Source organism: Dactylosporangium sp. NPDC000555 (assembly GCF_040300025.1).
GTDB lineage: Bacteria > Actinomycetota > Actinomycetes > Mycobacteriales > Micromonosporaceae > Dactylosporangium.
Genome location: NZ_JBEPDB010000096.1, coordinates 1 through 17,630, shown reverse-complemented (window position 1 = coordinate 17,630; position 17,630 = coordinate 1). Strand labels below are relative to the sequence as shown.

Sequence of the window (17,630 nt, the reverse complement as noted above, 5' to 3'; positions counted from 1 at the left end):
CGGGTGCGGCTCCTTCAGGCGGTTTTGGCGGTCAGGGCGTTGAGGTGACGGCGTACGGTCCGGTCGGTGACGCCGACGCGGCGGGCGATGTCCGCGGCGGACATGTCCGGATGCCTTGCCCGGAGACGGGCGATGGCGGACGCGGTGTCCTTCTTCCGGGCCGGTGCGGGCTTCTGCGGTGTCCGCTCGGTGTCCGGCTGCGTGTCCGGCGCGATATCCGGTTGCGTGTCCGGGACGGTGTCCACGGTGGACGGTTCGGGTGCCGGTTCCGTTGGCGTGGCGCGCATCCGGCCGGCCAGCTCGACGAGGCAGACCGACGCGACCACGACGACGCCATCGACGGACAGCGGGATGAGGTACGGCGCAAGTCCCTGCTCCCCGTAGCGGGCGGCGACGCCCGCCATGTGCGTGTACGAGACCCACGCGGCGATCCCGGCGATACACGCCGTCGCGGTCAGGCGCACCGCGGCGAGGGAACGGCGGTGCACCGGTACCCGCGAGATCAGCTCGACGGTGAGCAGCAGCGCGAGCGGCGGCCACGCGGAGATGGCCTGCGAGATGGGGTTGGGGTCGGCGTGCAGGATGTTCGCGGCGACGGAGGTGGCGACGCCCAGGACCAGGGCGCCGCGCACGCCCCATCGCACGCGGATCAGGTGGTGCTCGGTCACTTGCCACCGCCGAGCGAACTGCCTACGGCGGTCATGCCCGAGCGGACGCCGTCCACGAGGGCGTGTGACGGCTTGGCGAGTACGCCGTTCGACGCGGCGACGACCATGCCGAGCACGAACGCGGACACGGCGGTGACGGCGATCCGGCCGCGGGTGCGGCGGTCGACGAACAGGGTGGCGAGTAGGCCGAGCAGGATCAGCGAGAAGATGCCGAGGCTCATGTCTGGCCCCCTTTCATGCGGCAGGGTCGAGGGATTCGGAGATACGGCGGTAGACGAGCGCGGCGGCCTCGCGCAGGACGTCGCGCTCGGCGGTCCGCAGCCGATGCCAGTCGCGGACGGTGGGCTGCGGCTCGGCGGTCAGGACGCGGATCTCGGCGGCGACGAGGGACATCTCCGCCTCGATGAGCGGCCACTCCCGCTGGATTGCGGCAAGTTCGGCGGGCGAGGGACCGCCCGAGGGGACGAAGTTCATGGCCTTCCTTTACAACTCGACGTTGTATTCGGGCGTGAGCAAAGTACAACCTGACGTTGTAATCAGGCAAGTACTGGGGTCAGACTTGGCCAACTAAGCGCTGTAGTGTTGGCCAGCAATGAGCGAGGAGTTGCCCGCGGACTGGTGGACGACCGATGACGTCCTGGCGTACCTGCGTTCAGTGGGTGCGCCGATCAGCCGCGTGACGTGGGCGGCCTACGTGTCGCGCGGCCAGGCGCCCGCCGCCGATCGCATGTTCGGCCGCTCGCCGGCGTGGCGGCCGGCCGTCGTGCGGGAGTGGCAAGCCTCCCGACCTCGACGCGGTTCCATCGATGCCTCACCTCCTCCCAGTGACCCGTCTTCCGATGAAGACCAGTCAACCGGGAATCCGGCGCGCCGCCGATGAAGCAAGACACCATCGTTGATGCAGGAGCGATGCAGCGATGGTGCAGTTGGCTTTCTGCACAACGAAAAGAGCCCCCGCGCACCGGCGTCGGGGGCTCTTTGTCGTACGGTTAAGCGGCGTCCAGAGCGCGTAGCGCGTCGTCGAGGCTGTCGCGCAGCCGCCGCGTATCGGACGCACCGAGGAACGCGATCGACGGCGGCTTGCCCGCCGCATGGTACGCAACCTCCACCCCTTCCACATCGCCGCGCTGCGTCACCACGAGCACGACACTGCACTCCGTCCAGCGCACCTCGCCCGCGCAGTGCGCGTGGAACGCCGCGCCGGTCCGGTGATTGACGCCGCACCAGGCCGGACAGTCGGTGACCACCGGGAGTGCCTGATCTGCCACCATCACCCTCTCCCTTCGTTTGACCTGCACACACAAAGGTACAGACGTCTAGACGCATACACCACCTGACATCTATACGTCGGTACGTACGGTGATCGCATGATCACGCCAGATCGCGAAGGGGCTGCATACCGGCAGCTCGCCGCCGTACTGCGTGATCGCATCCGTAACGGAGCGCTACCACCCGGGCAGCGCATGCCCTCCGAAAAGGATCTCCACGACGAGTTCGGCCTGGCCCGCGAAACAGTCCGCCGCGCGATGGCAGTCCTACGCCAAGAGGGCCTCATCGACATCCGCCAGGGCCACGGAACGTTCGTCGTCGACACCCCGCCGCGAGTCGAACTCAGCCCCGGCGACAGCGTCACCTCCAGTGCCGGCCTCACGGTGACGCGAGCAGACGGCGAGGTCGAGACGTACCCCGCCGGCACCACACTGACGGTCGCCGACTGACGCAGCGATGACCACCCCCGCCGCCCCTGACTCCGAGACCACCTCATGATCCAGCCCGCACGGGAAACGGTCATCGACGAATGGCGCAGCCTGCACGCCTGCGCACTCCAAACAGCAATGCGCCTGTCGCAAGACGAACTCGCCGACCGACTCGGCATCGCGAAACGCACCGTCGCGTCCTGGCACGAGCGGCCCGACGTACGCATCCGGCCGGAACTCCAACGCGCGCTGGACACCGTCTACGAGCAGGCGCCCGAGTCCGTGAAGGTGCGCTTCGCCCGACAGCTTCGCGCCGACGACCGGGCCGAGGCCGACGCGGCACCCGCTGGCGTCACGCTCACGGTTGCCATCGCCGTCGTCACCAACGAAACCGACGTCCTGCTCGTCTGCCGACGCGAAGACGAGCCCGATGGCATCACGTGGCAGTTCCCTGCCGGCATCGTCAAGCCAGGCGCCAACGCGCGCACCGTCGCCGTCCGCGAAACCCTCGCCGAGACCGGCATTCACTGCACGGTCGTGCGCGAGCTCGGCAGCCGCGTCCACCCGGTGACCGGTGTCTTCGCCGAGTACTTCCTCTGCGCCTACCTCGCCGGCCAGGTCGAGAACCGCGACACCGACGAGAACGTCGACGCCATCTGGATCCCGCGACAACGGGTCAACGACTTCATCCCGCCCGAACGCATCTACCCACCCGCACTGCAAGCACTCAGCGAGGAACCATGACCGAGCCGACCCGCCCCACCATCGCCGCCGCCGTCATCGTCGAAGACGGCCGACTGTTGCTCGTCCGCCGCCGCGTCAGCGAAGGCCAACTCTCCTGGCAATTCCCCGCCGGCGAGGTCGAGGCCGGCGAAACCGACGACGAAGCCGCCGAACGCGAGGCCAACGAAGAGACCGGCCTGACGGTCCGCGCGACGCGCTCGCTCGGCAGCCGCGTGCACCCGAACACCGGCCGCACCATGGCGTACATCGCCTGCGACCGTGTTAGCGGCACCGCGGAGGTCGGCGACCCAGAGGAGTTGGCAGAGGTGGCGTGGTGCGACCGCGCCACCCTCACCGAATACGTCCCGTACCCGTTCTTCGGGCCAGTTCAGGAGTACCTCGACGCCACGCTCAGCTGAGCGTCAGGCAGCGTCGAGCAGCTCCCGCAGACGCGACCGGACCACACCATGATGGAAGTGGTCCGGCAGCGGCACCCCGCCAACGTCCTGCCGCTCCGAGGCAACGTCGTCGAGCGTGTTCGAGGGCAGCGCCTCGGCGAGCTGGAGGCACTCCCGCGCGTACTTGCGCGCCTCGTCCGTCTCCCCAAGCTCCCGCAGCCGTACCGCTAGGGCGTAGGCGTACTCCGCGGCGGCCCGATCGTCCTGGTAGAACCGCTCCTCGTCGTACTGCTTACGCAACTCCCCGATCGTCACCACTGGCGCCTCGTCGAACATCAGAACAGAAACCTCTCGGCCACGGTCTGGTAGTCGAACAGCTCCGCCTCACCGAACCACAGCTCGACCTCATACTTCGCCTCCTCGGGGTTGCCGGAGGCGTGGATGAGGTTGGCTGCGACGATGTGCTTGGCTTCGGTGTACGCCTTGGACGTGTGCGCGAAGTCGCCACGGATCGTGCCAGGGTTCGCCTGGTTCGGGAACGTCACGCCGACGAGCCGGCGCACGGTCGCGACGGCCTCAACGCCCTCCAGGACCAGCGCGATGACCGGCCCGGTCTGCATGAAGTTCGCGGTGACGTCGAAGACCGACTTGCCGAACCGCTCCTCCAGGTCGAAGTAGTGCTTCTTCGCCAGCTCGGCGTCCATCTGGACCATCTTCGTGCCAGCGATCTTCAGCCCAGCGTCCTCAAACCGCTGGATGATCCGGCCAGCCAGCCCACGGGCAACCGCGTCCGGCTTCAGCAGTACAAGGGTCCGCTCCAACGACGCCATGCTTCTCTCCACTTCGAATGGTGCTCTCAAAGACATAGCTTGCCGCATGGCCGAGGGTGCCCTTGCAGCGGGTGGGCAAAGAAACGTTTTAGAAGTTCTTACCGCTCGGAATTGTGCTGGTTGGGCTGGCCGGCGGGACCATCGCCATTCAATACGGAGTATCACGCATCGGCAAGCCGCTCAAGCTCACTAAACTTCGCCTTCGCCTCAGTTGCAAAGTGATCGAAGGCCTCGCGAGCGAGTTGCACGTCCGGACGGCAGGCCTTAACGAAACGCTCCATTTCGGTTGGGCCTGCGACGGCTCTATCTATCTCGGAATGCAAAGAATTCAACGCCTCGGGGTAATCCTCAGCCGACTGGAGTTGGGGCTGAAAAAGCCGTTCAAGCGTTGATATGAAAAGGCTCCGCCACTCGCCGTCCAACGTTCCCCACAGTAGCCCGCGAACCATCGGCGGAAAAGCACTATCGAACTCGTCTTCGAAAATGTCTTCAAAAATCTCAATTACGAATTCAGCAGCCAGGATTCCAGAATGCCTGGCAGCCTCACCCAGTCGCGACTGAAGCATCCCACGTTCATGTCGTCTAGTCAGCGCGCATAGCATTCTATGGCCAGCAGTCGAACCCGTAGCCGCCCAGATCTCTGACCATCTAATGGCCGCGACAGGCTGAGACTCAGCCGATCTTTGCGCAAGCTCCACGATGGTCTTTACTTCGTCGTCCCGCAATGCCGGGTTGCTGAATTCAAAGTCACCGTTGGAAATGAACGTTACCACAGCGGAGAACTCACCATTCTTCGCTCTTAAAATCTCCGCAACTTGGTCGTTAGCCTCAACTTGCCTTCGACGAGCTTGATAGAAGAGCACGGTCGCAGCCGCAACTACCGCGCACCAAATGGCGGCCGACACTTTGTTGTATCGAAGCGCAAAAGCCAGCGCCAAGAACGGCAACGCGACAGCTCCGCGAAACTCAGCCTCCGCACGCATGCGGTCGTAGGCCGAGTACGCGTCGGCGCTACCTAGCATTAGTCGAACCGGAATTGCGCGGAAGTCGTCGGCAATCGAATCGAAGTATTTCTTTAGAAGAAAGTGGTTCTCGATAATCTTACGCTTGTCATTAACCGGCAACTTCGAGGCCACCGAGAGGACAACCGCCCGCGCTTCTGGATGAGTGTTCAGAACTTCCGCGTGACGGCCCGGTTCCTCAAGTTGTCTCATGATAATCCATGAAACCATCGCCCGGATCGAGTCGACACCCTGCGGACTTAGGCCCAGCCTGTACAACGATGTGTCGTCGCCACCCACCCTCCGTAGGGACAACCGTGAGGCTTGCAAAACAGCGAAATTTGTTACCGCAGTCGAAATAATTCCTATCAAATAGGCCACGAACCCTGCAACTACAAAGATTCCAGCCTTGCCAAGCCACGAAGCAAGTGTGTACACGTCATGAACGAGCCCTGTGGCGACCTCAGGCGAGGACACCCAATGTCTAAATACCAGCCAGCCCACACACAGCCAAATGTATCCGGCCGCCAACGGCGCCCGCAGTTCGCGGAGTCCAGGCAGAACGCTTCCTAAGATGGCACCCATACCTTGCTCAGCACTCTCCCGAATTCGAGATCTGGAAGCCCCGCCCTTTCTCGCAGGAAACCATATCATCTGGTCGCTCTTGACTGGGGAACCTCTGCCAGCGCAGCCACGCCCGCTCCGCCGCCCTCTCGCTGATCAATGCTGATTACTCGTAGTCCTGCACAGGAACGTCTTTCGTATCCAAGTAACCCAAAGAGGTCTCGCATACGGGGTCACACGCGAGTCCCCAACAGACGGGACTCGGGTTCCCGCAACGCAGGCACCTCCCTCGCTATAGAACAAAACAGTCCTTAGTCGCCGTTGCGATTCCCCTCCGACTGACGATCAACAGCGTACCGACCGACACCGATGGTTCCGCTGCACTCGGCCTGCCCCGTTCCCAATACGTGCCCAACTCATTGAGCTCCGACCGACCTCAAGGGGGATTCAAGCAGCTCAGGGCTACGGTTATACCAGCGATCGAACCTGCTCTCCGGAGGCGGGAGCGCAGGTTCGAATCCTGCCGGGGGCACCACCGAGAGATGACCTCTCACCAGCCAAAACGAAGCCCTGGACCAGCGGAAACGCGGCCCAGGGCTTCGCTCGTATGTCCGGCTGTCACCGGTGCCATCCGGCCTTGATCGGCCAGCCACGCCACCGGCGCGCCACCGTTTCGGGGCGCACTGGGGACGTGCCTACCCGTGGCCGAGGGCCTGCTGAACGCGTTGCCGGTTGCGCTGCACGCCACGGTCAAGGCACTTGGCATAGATCCTGAACAGGATCTCTACCGACTGCCCCCGCCCACTCCGCCACGTCCGTTGGCGGAACGCCACCGTTGAGCCACGTCGACACGGCCGCGTGGCGGAGGTCGTACGGGCGGTGCGCCAGCGGCGAGGCCTCGACGTCCTCCGTGAACACTGCTTTGCGCGCTCGGTCCCACACCCGTACGACGGTGAGCTTCGGCAGCTCGTCGCGGTTGCGATCGCCGACGAACAGCCGTCCGTCTGGCGTCGTGCCGAACTCGTCCAGGTGGGCATGGATGAGCGCGGTCAGTTCGGGCGGGCATGGCGCGGTTCGCGATTCCCCGCGCTCGCGTTGCTTCAGTTGCCTCCTGTCCCGGTCCCGTCCCGTGTCCGTCCAGTCCTTCCCGGCGTAGGGGTCGGCGCCGTCGAGGTGGAATTCTCCCCATCCCTCCTTTGGAATCGCAAGGTGCCGCTTGTTCAGGAATGCAGCCTCTTCCGGCCGCATTCCGGCGTAGTACAGGCATCCGTAGAACGCGACCAGGCGGCGCCCCACTCGACCCTGTTCCCGCACACCTTCAAATAGCGAGCGCACCTGTACCGGATTGGGTACGCAGCGCGGATCGACCACCTGCACCGGCTTGGGCTTCTTCCATTTCAGCGCCGGAATCGGGTTCGCCTCAAGTAGCTTTAGTTCAATTGCGTACTCAACAGCGGTGTTCAGGATCTTCCGGCGACGACTTATGACGCTGGATGCCGCCGGAGCGCCGTCCAGTCGCACCGTAAGACCGTCGAGCAGGGGTCGCAGGAACTCAGGGTTGGCGAAGCGCCGACACCGAGCGGGTGTTGCGCTTCACCCACGCTAGCGCCGCCTTCACGTCGTCCGGACACTCCTGGTCGCTGCGCTTCGCGGTGTTGAACGCCCACCGGCACAGCGCCCGCCGGATCAGCTTGTCATCCGGCTTACCGCGTGTTGAGGCGAACATTGCAGGCGTGAATGCCGTCCCGCGCAACACCGAGACCAGAGGTTTCCACGTGGTCAAACGACGCTGGGTCGTGGAGAGGACCCTCGGCTGGCTGATGCTGCACCGCCGACTCGTCCGCGACTACGAGACCCTCTCAGCCAGCTCCGAAGCCATGATCCACATAGCGATGATCGACAACGTCAGCCGCCGCATTACGGGCGAATCCACCCCTACCTGGCGAGGCACATACTAGTAGATCAAGAACAAATCGAACGCCCTCTGAGCCGTGACGCCTCTCTGGCCGCCAAATCGACCGGGAGCGTCGCGTCTGCCGCAGTTGGTACGCGGTCGCCGGCCTCGAAGACCACGAGCAGGGCGTCTGAGTCGTACTTGAAGGAGTCATCCGCCACGAAGATGGCAACCTGTCCGTTTGGCCTGATGATGAAAGGCGGTTCCACCGACGAAGTTGCCACCGATGACAGCTTCCTCTCGGGCGAGCAGATCAAACATGATAGCCTCCAGGGCTCTCTGGCCTGGACCATTCAGCCTGCCGGGACCCACGGCCCGCCCTGATGTGCGCCTCGGTCATGGCGCCAGTGTCGTCCGTGACGTGTCAGCTTCCGCCGCCGAGCAGCAGTCGCCGTGGTCCCTGGACTTCTTCGCCCAGGACCGCGGGATCGACCCGGCCGAGTTCCGTGCGGCCGGCCAGCACGGTGAACTCGGGGGCGGTGGTGAAGACGGCGGTCATGCCCATGAAGTGGCGGCGTCCGAAGCGCAGTTCGGCTTCGGGCCCGATAAAACAGGGTCTCGCCGTCGCGTTCGAGGTAACCCTGGTCGATCAGGTATCGGGCGATGACGTCGGAGCGGTGGGTGAACGGTTCGAGGCCGTTCCACCACTGCCGGACGCCGTCCTACGGCCGCGTGGTCGCCGCGGGTACGGCTTTGTCCGCCGGGGCCGCCGCCGGGTTGCCCGAGGCCCGCCGCCACTGGGTCAATGCCACGCCGACCAGGACGACTACCATGCCGGCGATGACGCGCAGTCCCAGGGCTTCGCCGAGCACCACCGCGCCCAGCGCCACCGACACCACCGGCAGCAGGTAACCGACCGTCGACGCGCTCGTGGCGCCGACGTCGGCGATGAGGCGGTAGTGCAGGAAAAAGGTGATGCCCGTGCAGACGATGCCGAGGACGACGACCGCACCGATCGCCACGGCGTCGACCCGGGCGGCCGTGAACCCGCCGAACGGCAGCGCCAGCGCGCTGAGCCCGGTCGCGGCCAGGAGCTGGGCTGCGGAGAGGGCGAGTGGCTCGGTGCCGCGCCCCACGAGCTTGCGGCCCATGTAGGCGAAGGCGACCGCATAGCTCGCCGCCGCGCCGAGCAGTGCGAAGGCGCCCCAGCCGGGCAGCCGGTGCTCGTGCCACGGCGCGAAGATGAGCACCACTCCCGCGAAGCCGAGCGCCAGGCCGCCCAGCCGCACCGGTTCGAACGTGCGGTCGGTGCCGATGGCGATGCCCACCACCAGCGACCACAGGGCGGTCGTCGCGTTCAGCACGCCGGCCAGGCCGGAGGCCGCGGTCTGCTCACCAATCGCGAACAGCGCGAACGGCAGGGCGTTGCAGAAGAGCGCGGCGACGATCAGGCGCCCCCAGGTGGCCGCGCCGCGGGGCAACCGCTGACCGGCGGTGCGCGCCAGGACCAGCAGGACCGCGGAGCCGAGCACGCAGCGGACGAACGTGATCTGCACCGGGGCGAGGCCGGTCAGGGCGATCTTGATCCAGAGGAAGCCTGATCCCCACAGCAGCGCAAGGATGCCCATGCGGACCCAGACGCCTCGCGTCGCGCCGACCACCGCCGCACCCCCTCCACCAGGAACCACCAGCATGCCGACCATGCCCCGAGGCGACATGACAGCACAAGTGAAAAGTTCTGCACGCACCGTTAAGCTGAGCTGCATGCTTGATGTTCGGCGTCTGCAGGTACTGCATGCCGTGGTGGCCAGCGGGTCGATGACGGCCGCAGCGACCAACCTCGGCTACACCCCCTCGGCGGTGAGCCAGCAGATCGCCGCGCTGGAGAAACAGGCCGGGGTGGCGCTGCTGCAACGGGCCGGTCGTGGCGTGCAGCCCACCGCGGCGGGCCGCCTGCTGGTCGAGCACGCGGCCCTCATCAGCCGGCAGGTGGCCGAGGCCGAGACCGCCCTGGCCGACCTGCGCGCCGGGCGGACCGGGCGGCTCGTCATCCGGTCGTTCGCCACGGCGGGTGCCGCGCTGGTCCCGCCGGCCCTGGCCAGGCTCCGGCACGAGCACCCCGGCGTCCAGGTCCACCTGCGCCTCGTCGAGGGCGACGGCTCCCTGGCCGACGTCGAACAGGGCCGCGCCGACCTCGCGATCGTGGTCCGGCCCCGGCAGCGGACCAACGACGGCATCCGGCTGGTGCACCTGCTCGACGACCCGTACCAGGCCGTGCTGCCACGCGGACACCGGCTCGCCGGCAAGCGCGTGCTGGACCTGGCCGACCTCGCCGACGAGGCCTGGATCGGCAGCGAGTGGCCGGCCGGCCCGTGCCTGCAGATCCTGCTCGACGCCTGCGCCGCTGCGGGGTTCAGCCCCAACTTCGTCGTCGAGAGCGACGACTACACCACCGCGCAGGGCTTCGTCGCCGCCGGTCTGGGCGTGAGCCTCATTCCCCGCACGGGGCTGGGCGGCCGCCACCCGGGCGTCGTGGTGCGCCGGGTCCGCCGCCCAGAGCCGATCCGGCCCATCCACGCGGCCGTGCGGGAGGGCGCCTTGGCCGAACCGGCGATGACGAGCCTGATCCAAGCCCTGAGCGACAGCCCGAAGCCGTGACGCCACCGCACCCAGACCGGCGGCCCGGACCGTCGGCGGCCCGGCTCAGCGTGCCAGCGCGAACCAGGCGGGCGGCCGGTGGTCGGACAAGGCCAGGTCGGTCGTGAGTTCGCTGTTCGGTGTCTCCATCAAACCCGGGGCGGGACATCTCTTTCGCCGCCGTCCTCGCCCTGACCCGCACCAGCGCCACCTCCAACCCCGAATTCGTCCAATGTGGACACCGACCCGGCAACTCGATCAGCAACCTCGTCACCGCGATCGCCGCGCAACCACGCAATCGCACCCCGGCAACGCAGCAGCCCACGCACGAAACCCAACGACAAACCGACGAACACGCGACGTCGACTACATCATCACCATCGTGACGTCAAATCTACCCAAAGATCAATGAAACGCGCCGTCTTTAGGGCAGTGGGTCATGGCCGCGCAATGTCAACATCTGCCGGCGATTCTACGCATCCTTCCGATGGAGCCTATTTCAAGTGCCCTTCGGCCCGCCAATGACTACGCAGGCCGAATACCTCTTCCTCCAACACCACCTCATCGCTAGGCGCAAACCATTCGACATCAAACTCCTCAATCAGCCGCTGCATTTGTGCGTCGCCGCGCGTTGAGAAGTCGTCATATTGCGTTTCACGTCCAGGGGTCACGGATGCGAGATACACGATCCAGAAGTCTTCTATCTCCGCTGTGAATAGAGCGAACCACCCCCGGTATTCTCCCGCTCGACATCGACCTAGCTTTCCATCACCGGGCCAGGTGGCGTGAGTTACTTCCATGGACGCCATTTCTTTGGAGCAACGTGTTCGATGTGGTACTTTTTGTACCAATGGCTTCCTTTCTGTTAAATCAAGGTTTGACGATCATCCCTTGCCCTTCTTGGCAGGTCCACGCCAGTGAGAGTCGCCCTTCCAACGCCACGGGGCTCCATTCTTGGCTGTGTCTTTAGTGGCGCCCGACCGACCAACATCATTCCCGCCAGTCGCAATTGAGCGCGGGATGCCTTCATGCTACCAATTGCAGAGGTGCCGGCTTTGAATGCGGCGAGCGGCCTTGACGATCTTGTTCGCCTGGTAGACGGTATGGGCGGCTTTGGCCACCACGCCAAGACCGACGGTCGCGGCAAGCGCTCCACCGACAGCCCAGGCGGCTTCTTTCCAGTTGCCGGTGGCGACGTGGGCGACTGCGGAGACGACGCCGGCGATGGTGCCGATGGGGCCTGGGATCATGGAGGCGTAGGAGGCGACGACGGCGACGGTGTTCAGGGCCTTTCTTGATGCTGCCCCAGCCCCATTTGCCGTCGAGGTCGGTGCAGTTGATGGGGTCGGCGGAGCAGTAGTCGTAGGCGTTGGAGTTGCCGCCGGGTACTGGGTCGACTTGCAGGAACCGGCCGAGTGACGGTGAGTAGAGCCGGACGCCCATGAGGATGATGTCGCCGAGGGCCTCGCCGGAGCGTTGTTTGCCGCCGAGCCAGCCGTAGCGGCGGTCCGATGACGGGTCCTGCGGGATGCCGAACTCGTCGTAGGAGTACACCTCGGCGGTGTCCACGGCCCGGACCCGCCAGGCGTAGCTGCCGCCCTCGGCGAACGCGCCGGCCGGCACGGTGGTCGACGCCTGGGTCGAGGACGGGGCAGTCACGCTGGCGGTGCCGATCAGCGCACCACCGGCCTGGTACCACTCGAACTGGTTGATGACGTTGCCGCCGTCGGCGTCGCTCATCACCGCCTGCAGCACCGGCGTGCGGCTGGAGATGTAGGGCCGACTCGCGCCGGTGGCGCACGTCGTCGTCGGCACCGTTGCCCAGCTCGTCACTCGCGGCGGGCTGTTGTACGTGATCGTCACATACGGGATGTTGCTGGCGGCCCGGCCGCTGCCCGGCCGCGCGGCGCTCCAGCACCCGCTTGACCGTCTTGTGGGTCGTGCCGCAGAGGGCGGCCGCGGCCCGCAGGCTGCCGGTCTCCTCGTAGGCGTTGATGATGTCCAACTCCTGCCTCGCAGTCTTCAATAGAGGGGTCCTTCGGGGCTTGCTGACGTGCTGGTTGGCACCGCAAGTCTCGCGGCCCCGAAGGACCCTCAAAAGATCAACTCATCCCCTGCGAGGTGGAGACATTCACTGGCCACGAGCGGAGACTTTGCCATGGCCAGGGACATCGACCCGACCCATCCGCCTGATGAACGGCCTGGGTGTCAGCGGCTTCACCGATCAGAATTCTTCCGTCACGTCGTCGGTTCTGGTAGCCCCTCGCACCGGTGGAAGGATTGGTGACCATGACCGACGTTAGACCGCTGGGCGCTGACGAGGCCTCGTTCATCGCGGTGGTTCGCTCAGGCGATACGGCGCGGTTTGCGCTCATCACGGAGCGCCACCGGCGTGAGCTGCAGGTGCACTGCTACCGGATGCTTGCGAACTACGAGGACGCCCAGGACATGACGCAGGAGACGTTCCTGCGAGCGTGGAACAAGCGGGAGTCGTTCAAGGGCCACGCTGCGCTGCGGACCTGGCTGTACCGGATCGCGACGAACGTCTGCCTTGACTTCCTGGAGAAGCGCAATGACCGCACACCCGTACCGTCCGGGCTGTCGGACTCCGGCTCCGAGGTGCTGTACCTGCAGCCGTACCCCGACCGGATGCTCCCCGAGGACCCGCAGGAATCGGTGGTGGCGCGGGAGACGATCGAGCTGGCGTTCATCGTCGCCGTCCAGCACCTGCCGCCGCGGCAGCGGGCGGTGTTCATCCTGCGCGACGTCGTCGGCTGGCCGGCGTCGAAGGCCGCCGACGCTCTCGAGTTGACCGTCGCATCGGTGACCAGCGCGCTGCAGCGGGCGCGCGTGACGATGCGCGAGCAGCTGCCCGACCGCCGCCTCGACTGGCGGAGCCCCGCCGCCCACGAGCTGTCGAACGACGAGCGCGGCGTGGTGAAATCGTACATCGACGCCCATGAGCGCAACGACCTCGACGGGCTGATGTCCCTGCTGCGCGACGACCTGCGCTTCGTGATGCTGCCCGAGGCGGGCACCTCGGTCAGCACGGCCAAGGACGCGGTGGACGGCTGGGTCTCCGGTGGGCTCTTCCAGCCTGGCCACGACGACTGGCGCTGCATCGCCACGACCGTCAACCGCATGCCCGCCGCCGCACTGTACCTCCGCACCCCCGACGACCCGGAGTATCGGCTATTTGCCATCGCGGTCCTGCACATCGTCGACGGGAAGATCGCCGAGCTCACCGGATTCGACGCCACCGACAAACCATGGCTGGACCTGCCCCCGACACTGTGATCAGACAAGTCCCCGTCGTCGACGAGTCCAGCGCCACGGGCCGGCGTCACCGAAGTCACCGCGGAATAAGCACCCCGACCAGCTGAACACCAACGCGACAACGCGAACACCACCGCCCCGCCGGCGTTGCCGGCGGGGCATCTTGATGCCCGAAGAACGTCAGGAAGGATTTCGACCCGGCCTCACGAACCGAGCAACTGACCCGTGCTCATCGCCTCGTCTCGTATCGGGTCAGCACGACGCCGCCGGGAAATGTCCGCGTCTCCACGAGGTTCAGGTTCACCCAGCTGTCCAGCGCGGTGAAGAACGGCGTGCCGCCGCCCACCAGGACCGGCACGGTGACCAGCACGTACTCGTCGATCAGCCCGGCCCGCATGGCCGCCCCGGCGAGCGTCGCACCGCCGATGTCCATCGGGCCGGCGTCCTCTGTCTTGAGCCGGGTGATCTCGGTGACCGCGTCGCCGGTGACCAGGCGGGTGTTCCAGTCGACCGTGCTGGTCGTCGAGGAGAACACCACCTTCGGCATGTCGCGCCAGCGGCGGGCGTACTCGATTTCCGCCTGTGTGGCGCCGGGCTGCTGGTCGGCGGTCGGCCAGTGGGAACTCATCGCCTCCCACAGCTTGCGTCCGTACAGCGCCAGGCCCGTCGCCCCCACCCGGTCGGACCACCACTGGAACAGCTCGTCGCTCGGCGACGAGTCCGGTCCCTCACCGCCACTCCAGCCGAGGTCGTCGCCGGGCGCGGCGATGTAGCCGTCCAGGGTCACATTCATGCCGAAGGTCAGTTTCCCCATCATGCCAGCCTCTCGTAAGCCGATCTCATACGTACAGACGGGCGCTGCGCGAAAACCTCATCGGTGCGCGCTGCTGGCAGACACAAGGTCACCGCGCAGACATGGCCAGCCAACCGCATCGGCGAAGACGGTCATGAGACGTACGCCGATCCGACATGCGGACACTCCGACAACTCTCCCGCAGGATCTGATGCGTCCTGGCCGACACGGAGGCATGGTGCGAGCGCCGGCAACCGGCCGGCCGTCAGCGCACGAAGCACCGTTCGGAACCGCCAACCTGAAACCGCCTTGGCAGCTCGAACACGAGGTCAGCCCGCGCATCGGCGCAGCTCAACCCAGGCAACGTCACGATCGAGCCGTGCAGGTTTGTCTCTAGCTAGGCCGCGTTTCATAAGGCTCGGAGCCATTGGTTGATGATGGCGACGGTGAGGCCAAACGAAGCCCTGGACCAGCGGAAACCCTGTCCAGGGCTTCGCTCGTATGTCCCGGTTGCCACCGCCATGATCGGCCAGCCACGCCATCGGCGCCATCGTTTTGGGGCACCCCAGGGGCGCGGCTCCACCCCGCGTCGCACGCAACTCAAGGCCGCAAGAGGACACCTCACCATACGAGTCACTCATGGCTATCCCCGGGTGCAGGGCCGGAGTCCTGCCCGCCGGAGGCAGTGCCTATGCGGCGACCCGGTCGACGAGAAACGCGCCCGCTACGCGATCGGCAACCTGTTCGACCCGGCGGGGCAAGGCGAACATTAGTCTGCCGACCATGGTGGAGCGACCAACCGCCGCGTGGCGGGCAAATGTGACAGAAGACATCGCCGGCTTGGCAGCGGGAACCCTCGATCCCGACGAAGCCGTGGCGGCTCAACTGTGGCCGGATGACATGATCCGCGATACCGACGAGGTGCTAGACCGCTTCGAGACGGACGTTGCCGGTCTGGTGAACCACCGCTACGAGCCCGCCGAGGACGCCGAGATCTTCGAGGTCATCGAGCGAACTGTGAAGGCACTGAACGCCGTCAACGCTCGGTACGACCAAGCCGCGTACGAAACCGACGAACGAGAGTTGCTCTGCAGCTACATCGAGAACGTTCTCGACGATGCCGGAATCGACGTAGATGCGTTCGCCGGACGGCATCGGATGACCCGGCACGAGATCACCGACGAGTGGCGGGAATGGTGACCCCTGCTGGCGGGCAGGGACCCCATCGTTACGCCCAGGTCAGAATGTTCGCGGCGAGGGGGTGGCGACGCCCAGGACCGGGGCGCCGCGCACTCCCATCGCACGCGGCTTAGGTGGTACTCGGTCACTTGCCACCGCCGAGCGAGCTGCCGACGGTGGTCATGCCCGAGCGGACGCCGTCCACGAGAGCGTGCGACGGCTTGGCAAGCACGCCGTTCGACGCGGCAGCGACCATGCCGAGCAGGAACGCGGACACGGCGGTGACGGCGATCCGGCCGCGGGTATGGCGGTCAACGAACAAGGTGGCGAGCAGGCAGAGCAGTATCAGGGAGGAGATGCCCAGACTCATCAGAGCCTCCGGTTTCGAGGGGCATTCGGTCTTCTTCATGCGGCGTCGGCCAGCGCCTCGGCAAGGCGGACGCAGACGAGCGCGGCGGCCTCGCGCAGGACGCGCCGCTCGGCGGTGCGCAGGTGGTGCCAGTCGCGCACGGTGGGCTACGGCTCGGCGGTCAGGACGCGGATCTCGGCGGCGTGCCGTGGGCGGCCTACGTGTCGCGCGGCCAGGCCCCCGGCTGCCGATCGCATGTTCGGTCGCTCGCCGGCGTGGCGACCGGCCGCCGTGCGGGAGTGGCAATCAGCCTCGACGTCGCGGTAGGAGAGGTTGTAGCGCGGATACCACCGGAACGCGACCACGATCGCCTCGGGCGGCGACCGGAACCCGGTGAACGCCGACTTCGGAGGCAGCCAAGCGCCAGGACGGGTCGGTGACTTCGCTGCTCAAACCTGCCACGACCTTGCCAACGCTCAATGCAATAGAGCCCCCAGGCCGGCCCGGACGCCGCTGCACAGCCCGGCGACGCGGTCCTGGTCACCCGACCCTATGCCGGGACAGGGTGCCCGCCCCGGGAGTGGCTGGGTGCCGCGGAGGCGGGTGTTCTAACAGGTGATGGTGATTGTGTTGATCGGACGTAATGTTCGACGGGTTGCCGACATGTAATAGGTGTCGGGCGCCCCAGCCCGACACCGCCTTCGTGTTGGGAGCTGGATTTGGCACGCGCTGCACGTTCGTCACCGGATGGCGGAGTATCAGAGTCGGATCTTCCGCATTTCGAAGCGACTAGCCGCTGACGCAGCAGCCAAGCGCAGACTGCCGTGGCCGAGGCGTTCCTCACCTTTCGGTGGCCTGCCATGTTCGACTCGAGGCGCGGGTTGGTGTTGGCATCGCTGAACGGGCACCACCCTCAACTCGACGTGCGCACGCCGGAATAACTGGGGCGTTGTTTCCTCGCCCGCTCTGAAACGCGTTTCCAGGTCGCCAAGGTCGCGGAACGTGCAACGACGTGTATCAGGTAGTGGTACGCGACAAGAAACGTTGAGTCCGCGTGTGGGCGTTACGGGATGACCGATTGATGGCGAATGAAGGATTCTCGAAGTGGTGAGATTCAATGCTGCGGAGACGCCAGATGCACCGGCCGATGAACCTCGATGGCATCGGTTCCACCGTTGCGCAGCGCGAACATCGCTGTTCTGGGCCAGGGGTTGTCGCGGCGCTCGCTTGATCTGGCGCCACCGCTGGGTTCGGGTGCCCATGATGTCGGCTGCCGCGCTGGTGACGGCCATCGTCGCCGTGGTGTGCGGGTACGTGGTAACGACGAAAATTCCGGAGCTGCCCGTGCAGCCGCAGGCATCGACGCTGTATTTCGCCGACGGGAAATCGGTGCTCGCTCGTGTCGGGATCGTCAACCGCACCGATGTCTCGCTCGACCGTATCCCGAAGTCGCTCCGCGACGCTGTTGTCGCCGCGGAGGACCGGGACTTCTATGATCATGCGGGTGTGTCTGTGCGGGGCATGACGGCTCTACGAAGTTAGCGGGGGTCGAGATGCCCGCGGGCTTTGCGGGTGGTGGCGGTTCGGGTTCGTAGCCGCTGGTTGACGGGATTACGGAAGC

21 protein-coding genes and 1 pseudogene are annotated in these 17,630 nt (G+C 66.0%); 8 read left to right on the top strand and 14 right to left on the bottom strand.

The genetic code is table 11. The annotated features are described in order from the left end of the window. Window positions 1-14 precede the first annotated feature (14 nt). The 4 genes from ABT297_RS36935 to ABT297_RS36920 form a co-directional block, all read right to left on the bottom strand. Complete coding sequence (locus ABT297_RS36935; protein WP_350557217.1) at window positions 15-668, bottom strand: helix-turn-helix domain-containing protein; 654 nt, start codon at window positions 666-668, stop codon at window positions 15-17. Continuing rightward, window positions 665-889, bottom strand: coding sequence for a hypothetical protein (locus tag ABT297_RS36930; RefSeq protein ID WP_350557216.1), 225 nt, complete (start codon window positions 887-889; stop codon window positions 665-667). The genes ABT297_RS36935 and ABT297_RS36930 overlap by 4 nt, the downstream gene beginning before the upstream one ends. A gap of 13 nt (window positions 890-902) precedes the next feature. Next, on the bottom strand, window positions 903-1,142 hold the full coding sequence (locus tag ABT297_RS36925) for a DUF6284 family protein (RefSeq protein WP_350557214.1): 240 nt from the start codon (window positions 1,140-1,142) through the stop codon (window positions 903-905). A 515-nt stretch (window positions 1,143-1,657) separates the two neighbouring features. Continuing rightward, window positions 1,658-1,939 carry a hypothetical protein gene (locus ABT297_RS36920; RefSeq protein ID WP_350557212.1) on the bottom strand — a complete coding sequence of 94 codons (282 nt, stop codon included), beginning with the start codon at window positions 1,937-1,939 and terminating at the stop codon, window positions 1,658-1,660. Window positions 1,940-2,035: 96 nt separating this feature from the next. Here ABT297_RS36920 and ABT297_RS36915 point away from each other — a divergent pair, with 96 nt between their 5' ends. The 3 genes from ABT297_RS36915 to ABT297_RS36905 are packed head-to-tail and all read left to right on the top strand — an operon-like array spanning window position 2,036 to window position 3,507. Beyond that, window positions 2,036-2,386: a GntR family transcriptional regulator gene (locus ABT297_RS36915; RefSeq protein WP_350557211.1), complete on the top strand. Its 351-nt coding sequence runs from the start codon at window positions 2,036-2,038 to the stop codon at window positions 2,384-2,386. Between the two features lie 45 nt (window positions 2,387-2,431). Continuing rightward, window positions 2,432-3,109: an NUDIX domain-containing protein gene (locus ABT297_RS36910; protein WP_350557209.1), complete on the top strand. Its 678-nt coding sequence runs from the start codon at window positions 2,432-2,434 to the stop codon at window positions 3,107-3,109. Beyond that, window positions 3,106-3,507, top strand: coding sequence for an NUDIX hydrolase (locus ABT297_RS36905; protein WP_350557207.1), 402 nt, complete (start codon window positions 3,106-3,108; stop codon window positions 3,505-3,507). The genes ABT297_RS36910 and ABT297_RS36905 overlap by 4 nt, the downstream gene beginning before the upstream one ends. A gap of 3 nt (window positions 3,508-3,510) precedes the next feature. Here ABT297_RS36905 and ABT297_RS36900 read toward each other — a convergent pair whose 3' ends face one another. The 4 genes from ABT297_RS36900 to ABT297_RS36885 all read right to left on the bottom strand — a co-directional run bounded on the left by ABT297_RS36900 (window position 3,511) and on the right by ABT297_RS36885 (window position 7,402). After that, a complete protein-coding gene (locus ABT297_RS36900; protein ID WP_350557205.1) occupies window positions 3,511-3,822 on the bottom strand; it encodes a hypothetical protein in 312 nt (103 codons plus the stop codon). Further along, the gene (locus ABT297_RS36895) at window positions 3,822-4,316 is read right to left on the bottom strand and encodes a nucleoside-diphosphate kinase (protein ID WP_350557204.1); all 495 of its coding nucleotides are present in this window, start codon (window positions 4,314-4,316) and stop codon (window positions 3,822-3,824) included. Before ABT297_RS36895 ends, ABT297_RS36900 begins: the two co-directional genes overlap by 1 nt. Before the next feature lie 161 nt (window positions 4,317-4,477). Then, a complete protein-coding gene (locus ABT297_RS36890) occupies window positions 4,478-5,530 on the bottom strand; it encodes a hypothetical protein (protein WP_350557202.1) in 1,053 nt (350 codons plus the stop codon). Between the two features lie 1,101 nt (window positions 5,531-6,631). After that, window positions 6,632-7,402, bottom strand: coding sequence for a tyrosine-type recombinase/integrase (locus ABT297_RS36885; protein WP_350557201.1), 771 nt, complete (start codon window positions 7,400-7,402; stop codon window positions 6,632-6,634). 212 nt (window positions 7,403-7,614) lie between these two features. Here ABT297_RS36885 and ABT297_RS36880 point away from each other — a divergent pair. Next, window positions 7,615-7,839 (top strand): annotated as a pseudogene (locus ABT297_RS36880) (transposase); the annotation flags it as partial. 360 nt (window positions 7,840-8,199) lie between these two features. On the opposite strand, the gene ABT297_RS36875 reads toward ABT297_RS36880, so the two are convergent. Both ABT297_RS36875 and ABT297_RS36870 read right to left on the bottom strand, forming a co-directional pair. Continuing rightward, window positions 8,200-8,334 carry a hypothetical protein gene (locus tag ABT297_RS36875; RefSeq protein WP_350557200.1) on the bottom strand — a complete coding sequence of 45 codons (135 nt, stop codon included), beginning with the start codon at window positions 8,332-8,334 and terminating at the stop codon, window positions 8,200-8,202. A 163-nt stretch (window positions 8,335-8,497) separates the two neighbouring features. Continuing rightward, window positions 8,498-9,478: a DMT family transporter gene (locus ABT297_RS36870; protein ID WP_350557198.1), complete on the bottom strand. Its 981-nt coding sequence runs from the start codon at window positions 9,476-9,478 to the stop codon at window positions 8,498-8,500. Between the two features lie 61 nt (window positions 9,479-9,539). Here ABT297_RS36870 and ABT297_RS36865 point away from each other — a divergent pair, with 61 nt between their 5' ends. Next, on the top strand, window positions 9,540-10,433 hold the full coding sequence (locus ABT297_RS36865; protein ID WP_350557197.1) for a LysR family transcriptional regulator: 894 nt from the start codon (window positions 9,540-9,542) through the stop codon (window positions 10,431-10,433). A 473-nt stretch (window positions 10,434-10,906) separates the two neighbouring features. On the opposite strand, the gene ABT297_RS36860 is transcribed toward ABT297_RS36865, so the two are convergent. Next, window positions 10,907-11,212 carry a hypothetical protein gene (locus tag ABT297_RS36860; RefSeq protein ID WP_350557195.1) on the bottom strand — a complete coding sequence of 102 codons (306 nt, stop codon included), beginning with the start codon at window positions 11,210-11,212 and terminating at the stop codon, window positions 10,907-10,909. Window positions 11,213-11,438: 226 nt separating this feature from the next. Then, window positions 11,439-12,275: an RHS repeat-associated core domain-containing protein gene (locus ABT297_RS36855; RefSeq protein ID WP_350557193.1), complete on the bottom strand. Its 837-nt coding sequence runs from the start codon at window positions 12,273-12,275 to the stop codon at window positions 11,439-11,441. Between the two features lie 426 nt (window positions 12,276-12,701). On the opposite strand from ABT297_RS36855, the gene ABT297_RS36850 reads away from it, so the two are divergent. Then, complete coding sequence (locus ABT297_RS36850) at window positions 12,702-13,709, top strand: RNA polymerase subunit sigma-70 (RefSeq protein WP_350557191.1); 1,008 nt, start codon at window positions 12,702-12,704, stop codon at window positions 13,707-13,709. 208 nt (window positions 13,710-13,917) lie between these two features. On the opposite strand, the gene ABT297_RS36845 is transcribed toward ABT297_RS36850, so the two are convergent. Beyond that, entirely contained in the window at window positions 13,918-14,505 is a 588-nt protein-coding gene (locus tag ABT297_RS36845; RefSeq protein ID WP_350557190.1) for a dihydrofolate reductase family protein, read from the bottom strand. A gap of 759 nt (window positions 14,506-15,264) precedes the next feature. Here ABT297_RS36845 and ABT297_RS36840 point away from each other — a divergent pair. Continuing rightward, complete coding sequence (locus tag ABT297_RS36840) at window positions 15,265-15,681, top strand: hypothetical protein (protein WP_350557188.1); 417 nt, start codon at window positions 15,265-15,267, stop codon at window positions 15,679-15,681. 124 nt (window positions 15,682-15,805) lie between these two features. Here ABT297_RS36840 and ABT297_RS36835 read toward each other — a convergent pair whose 3' ends face one another. Then, window positions 15,806-16,069 (bottom strand): hypothetical protein, encoded by a 264-nt coding sequence (locus ABT297_RS36835; protein WP_350557187.1) that lies wholly within the window; start codon window positions 16,067-16,069, stop codon window positions 15,806-15,808. 1,167 nt (window positions 16,070-17,236) lie between these two features. Here ABT297_RS36835 and ABT297_RS36830 point away from each other — a divergent pair. Next, window positions 17,237-17,551, top strand: coding sequence for a transglycosylase domain-containing protein (locus tag ABT297_RS36830; RefSeq protein ID WP_350557186.1), 315 nt, complete (start codon window positions 17,237-17,239; stop codon window positions 17,549-17,551). Window positions 17,552-17,630: the final 79 nt, after the last annotated feature.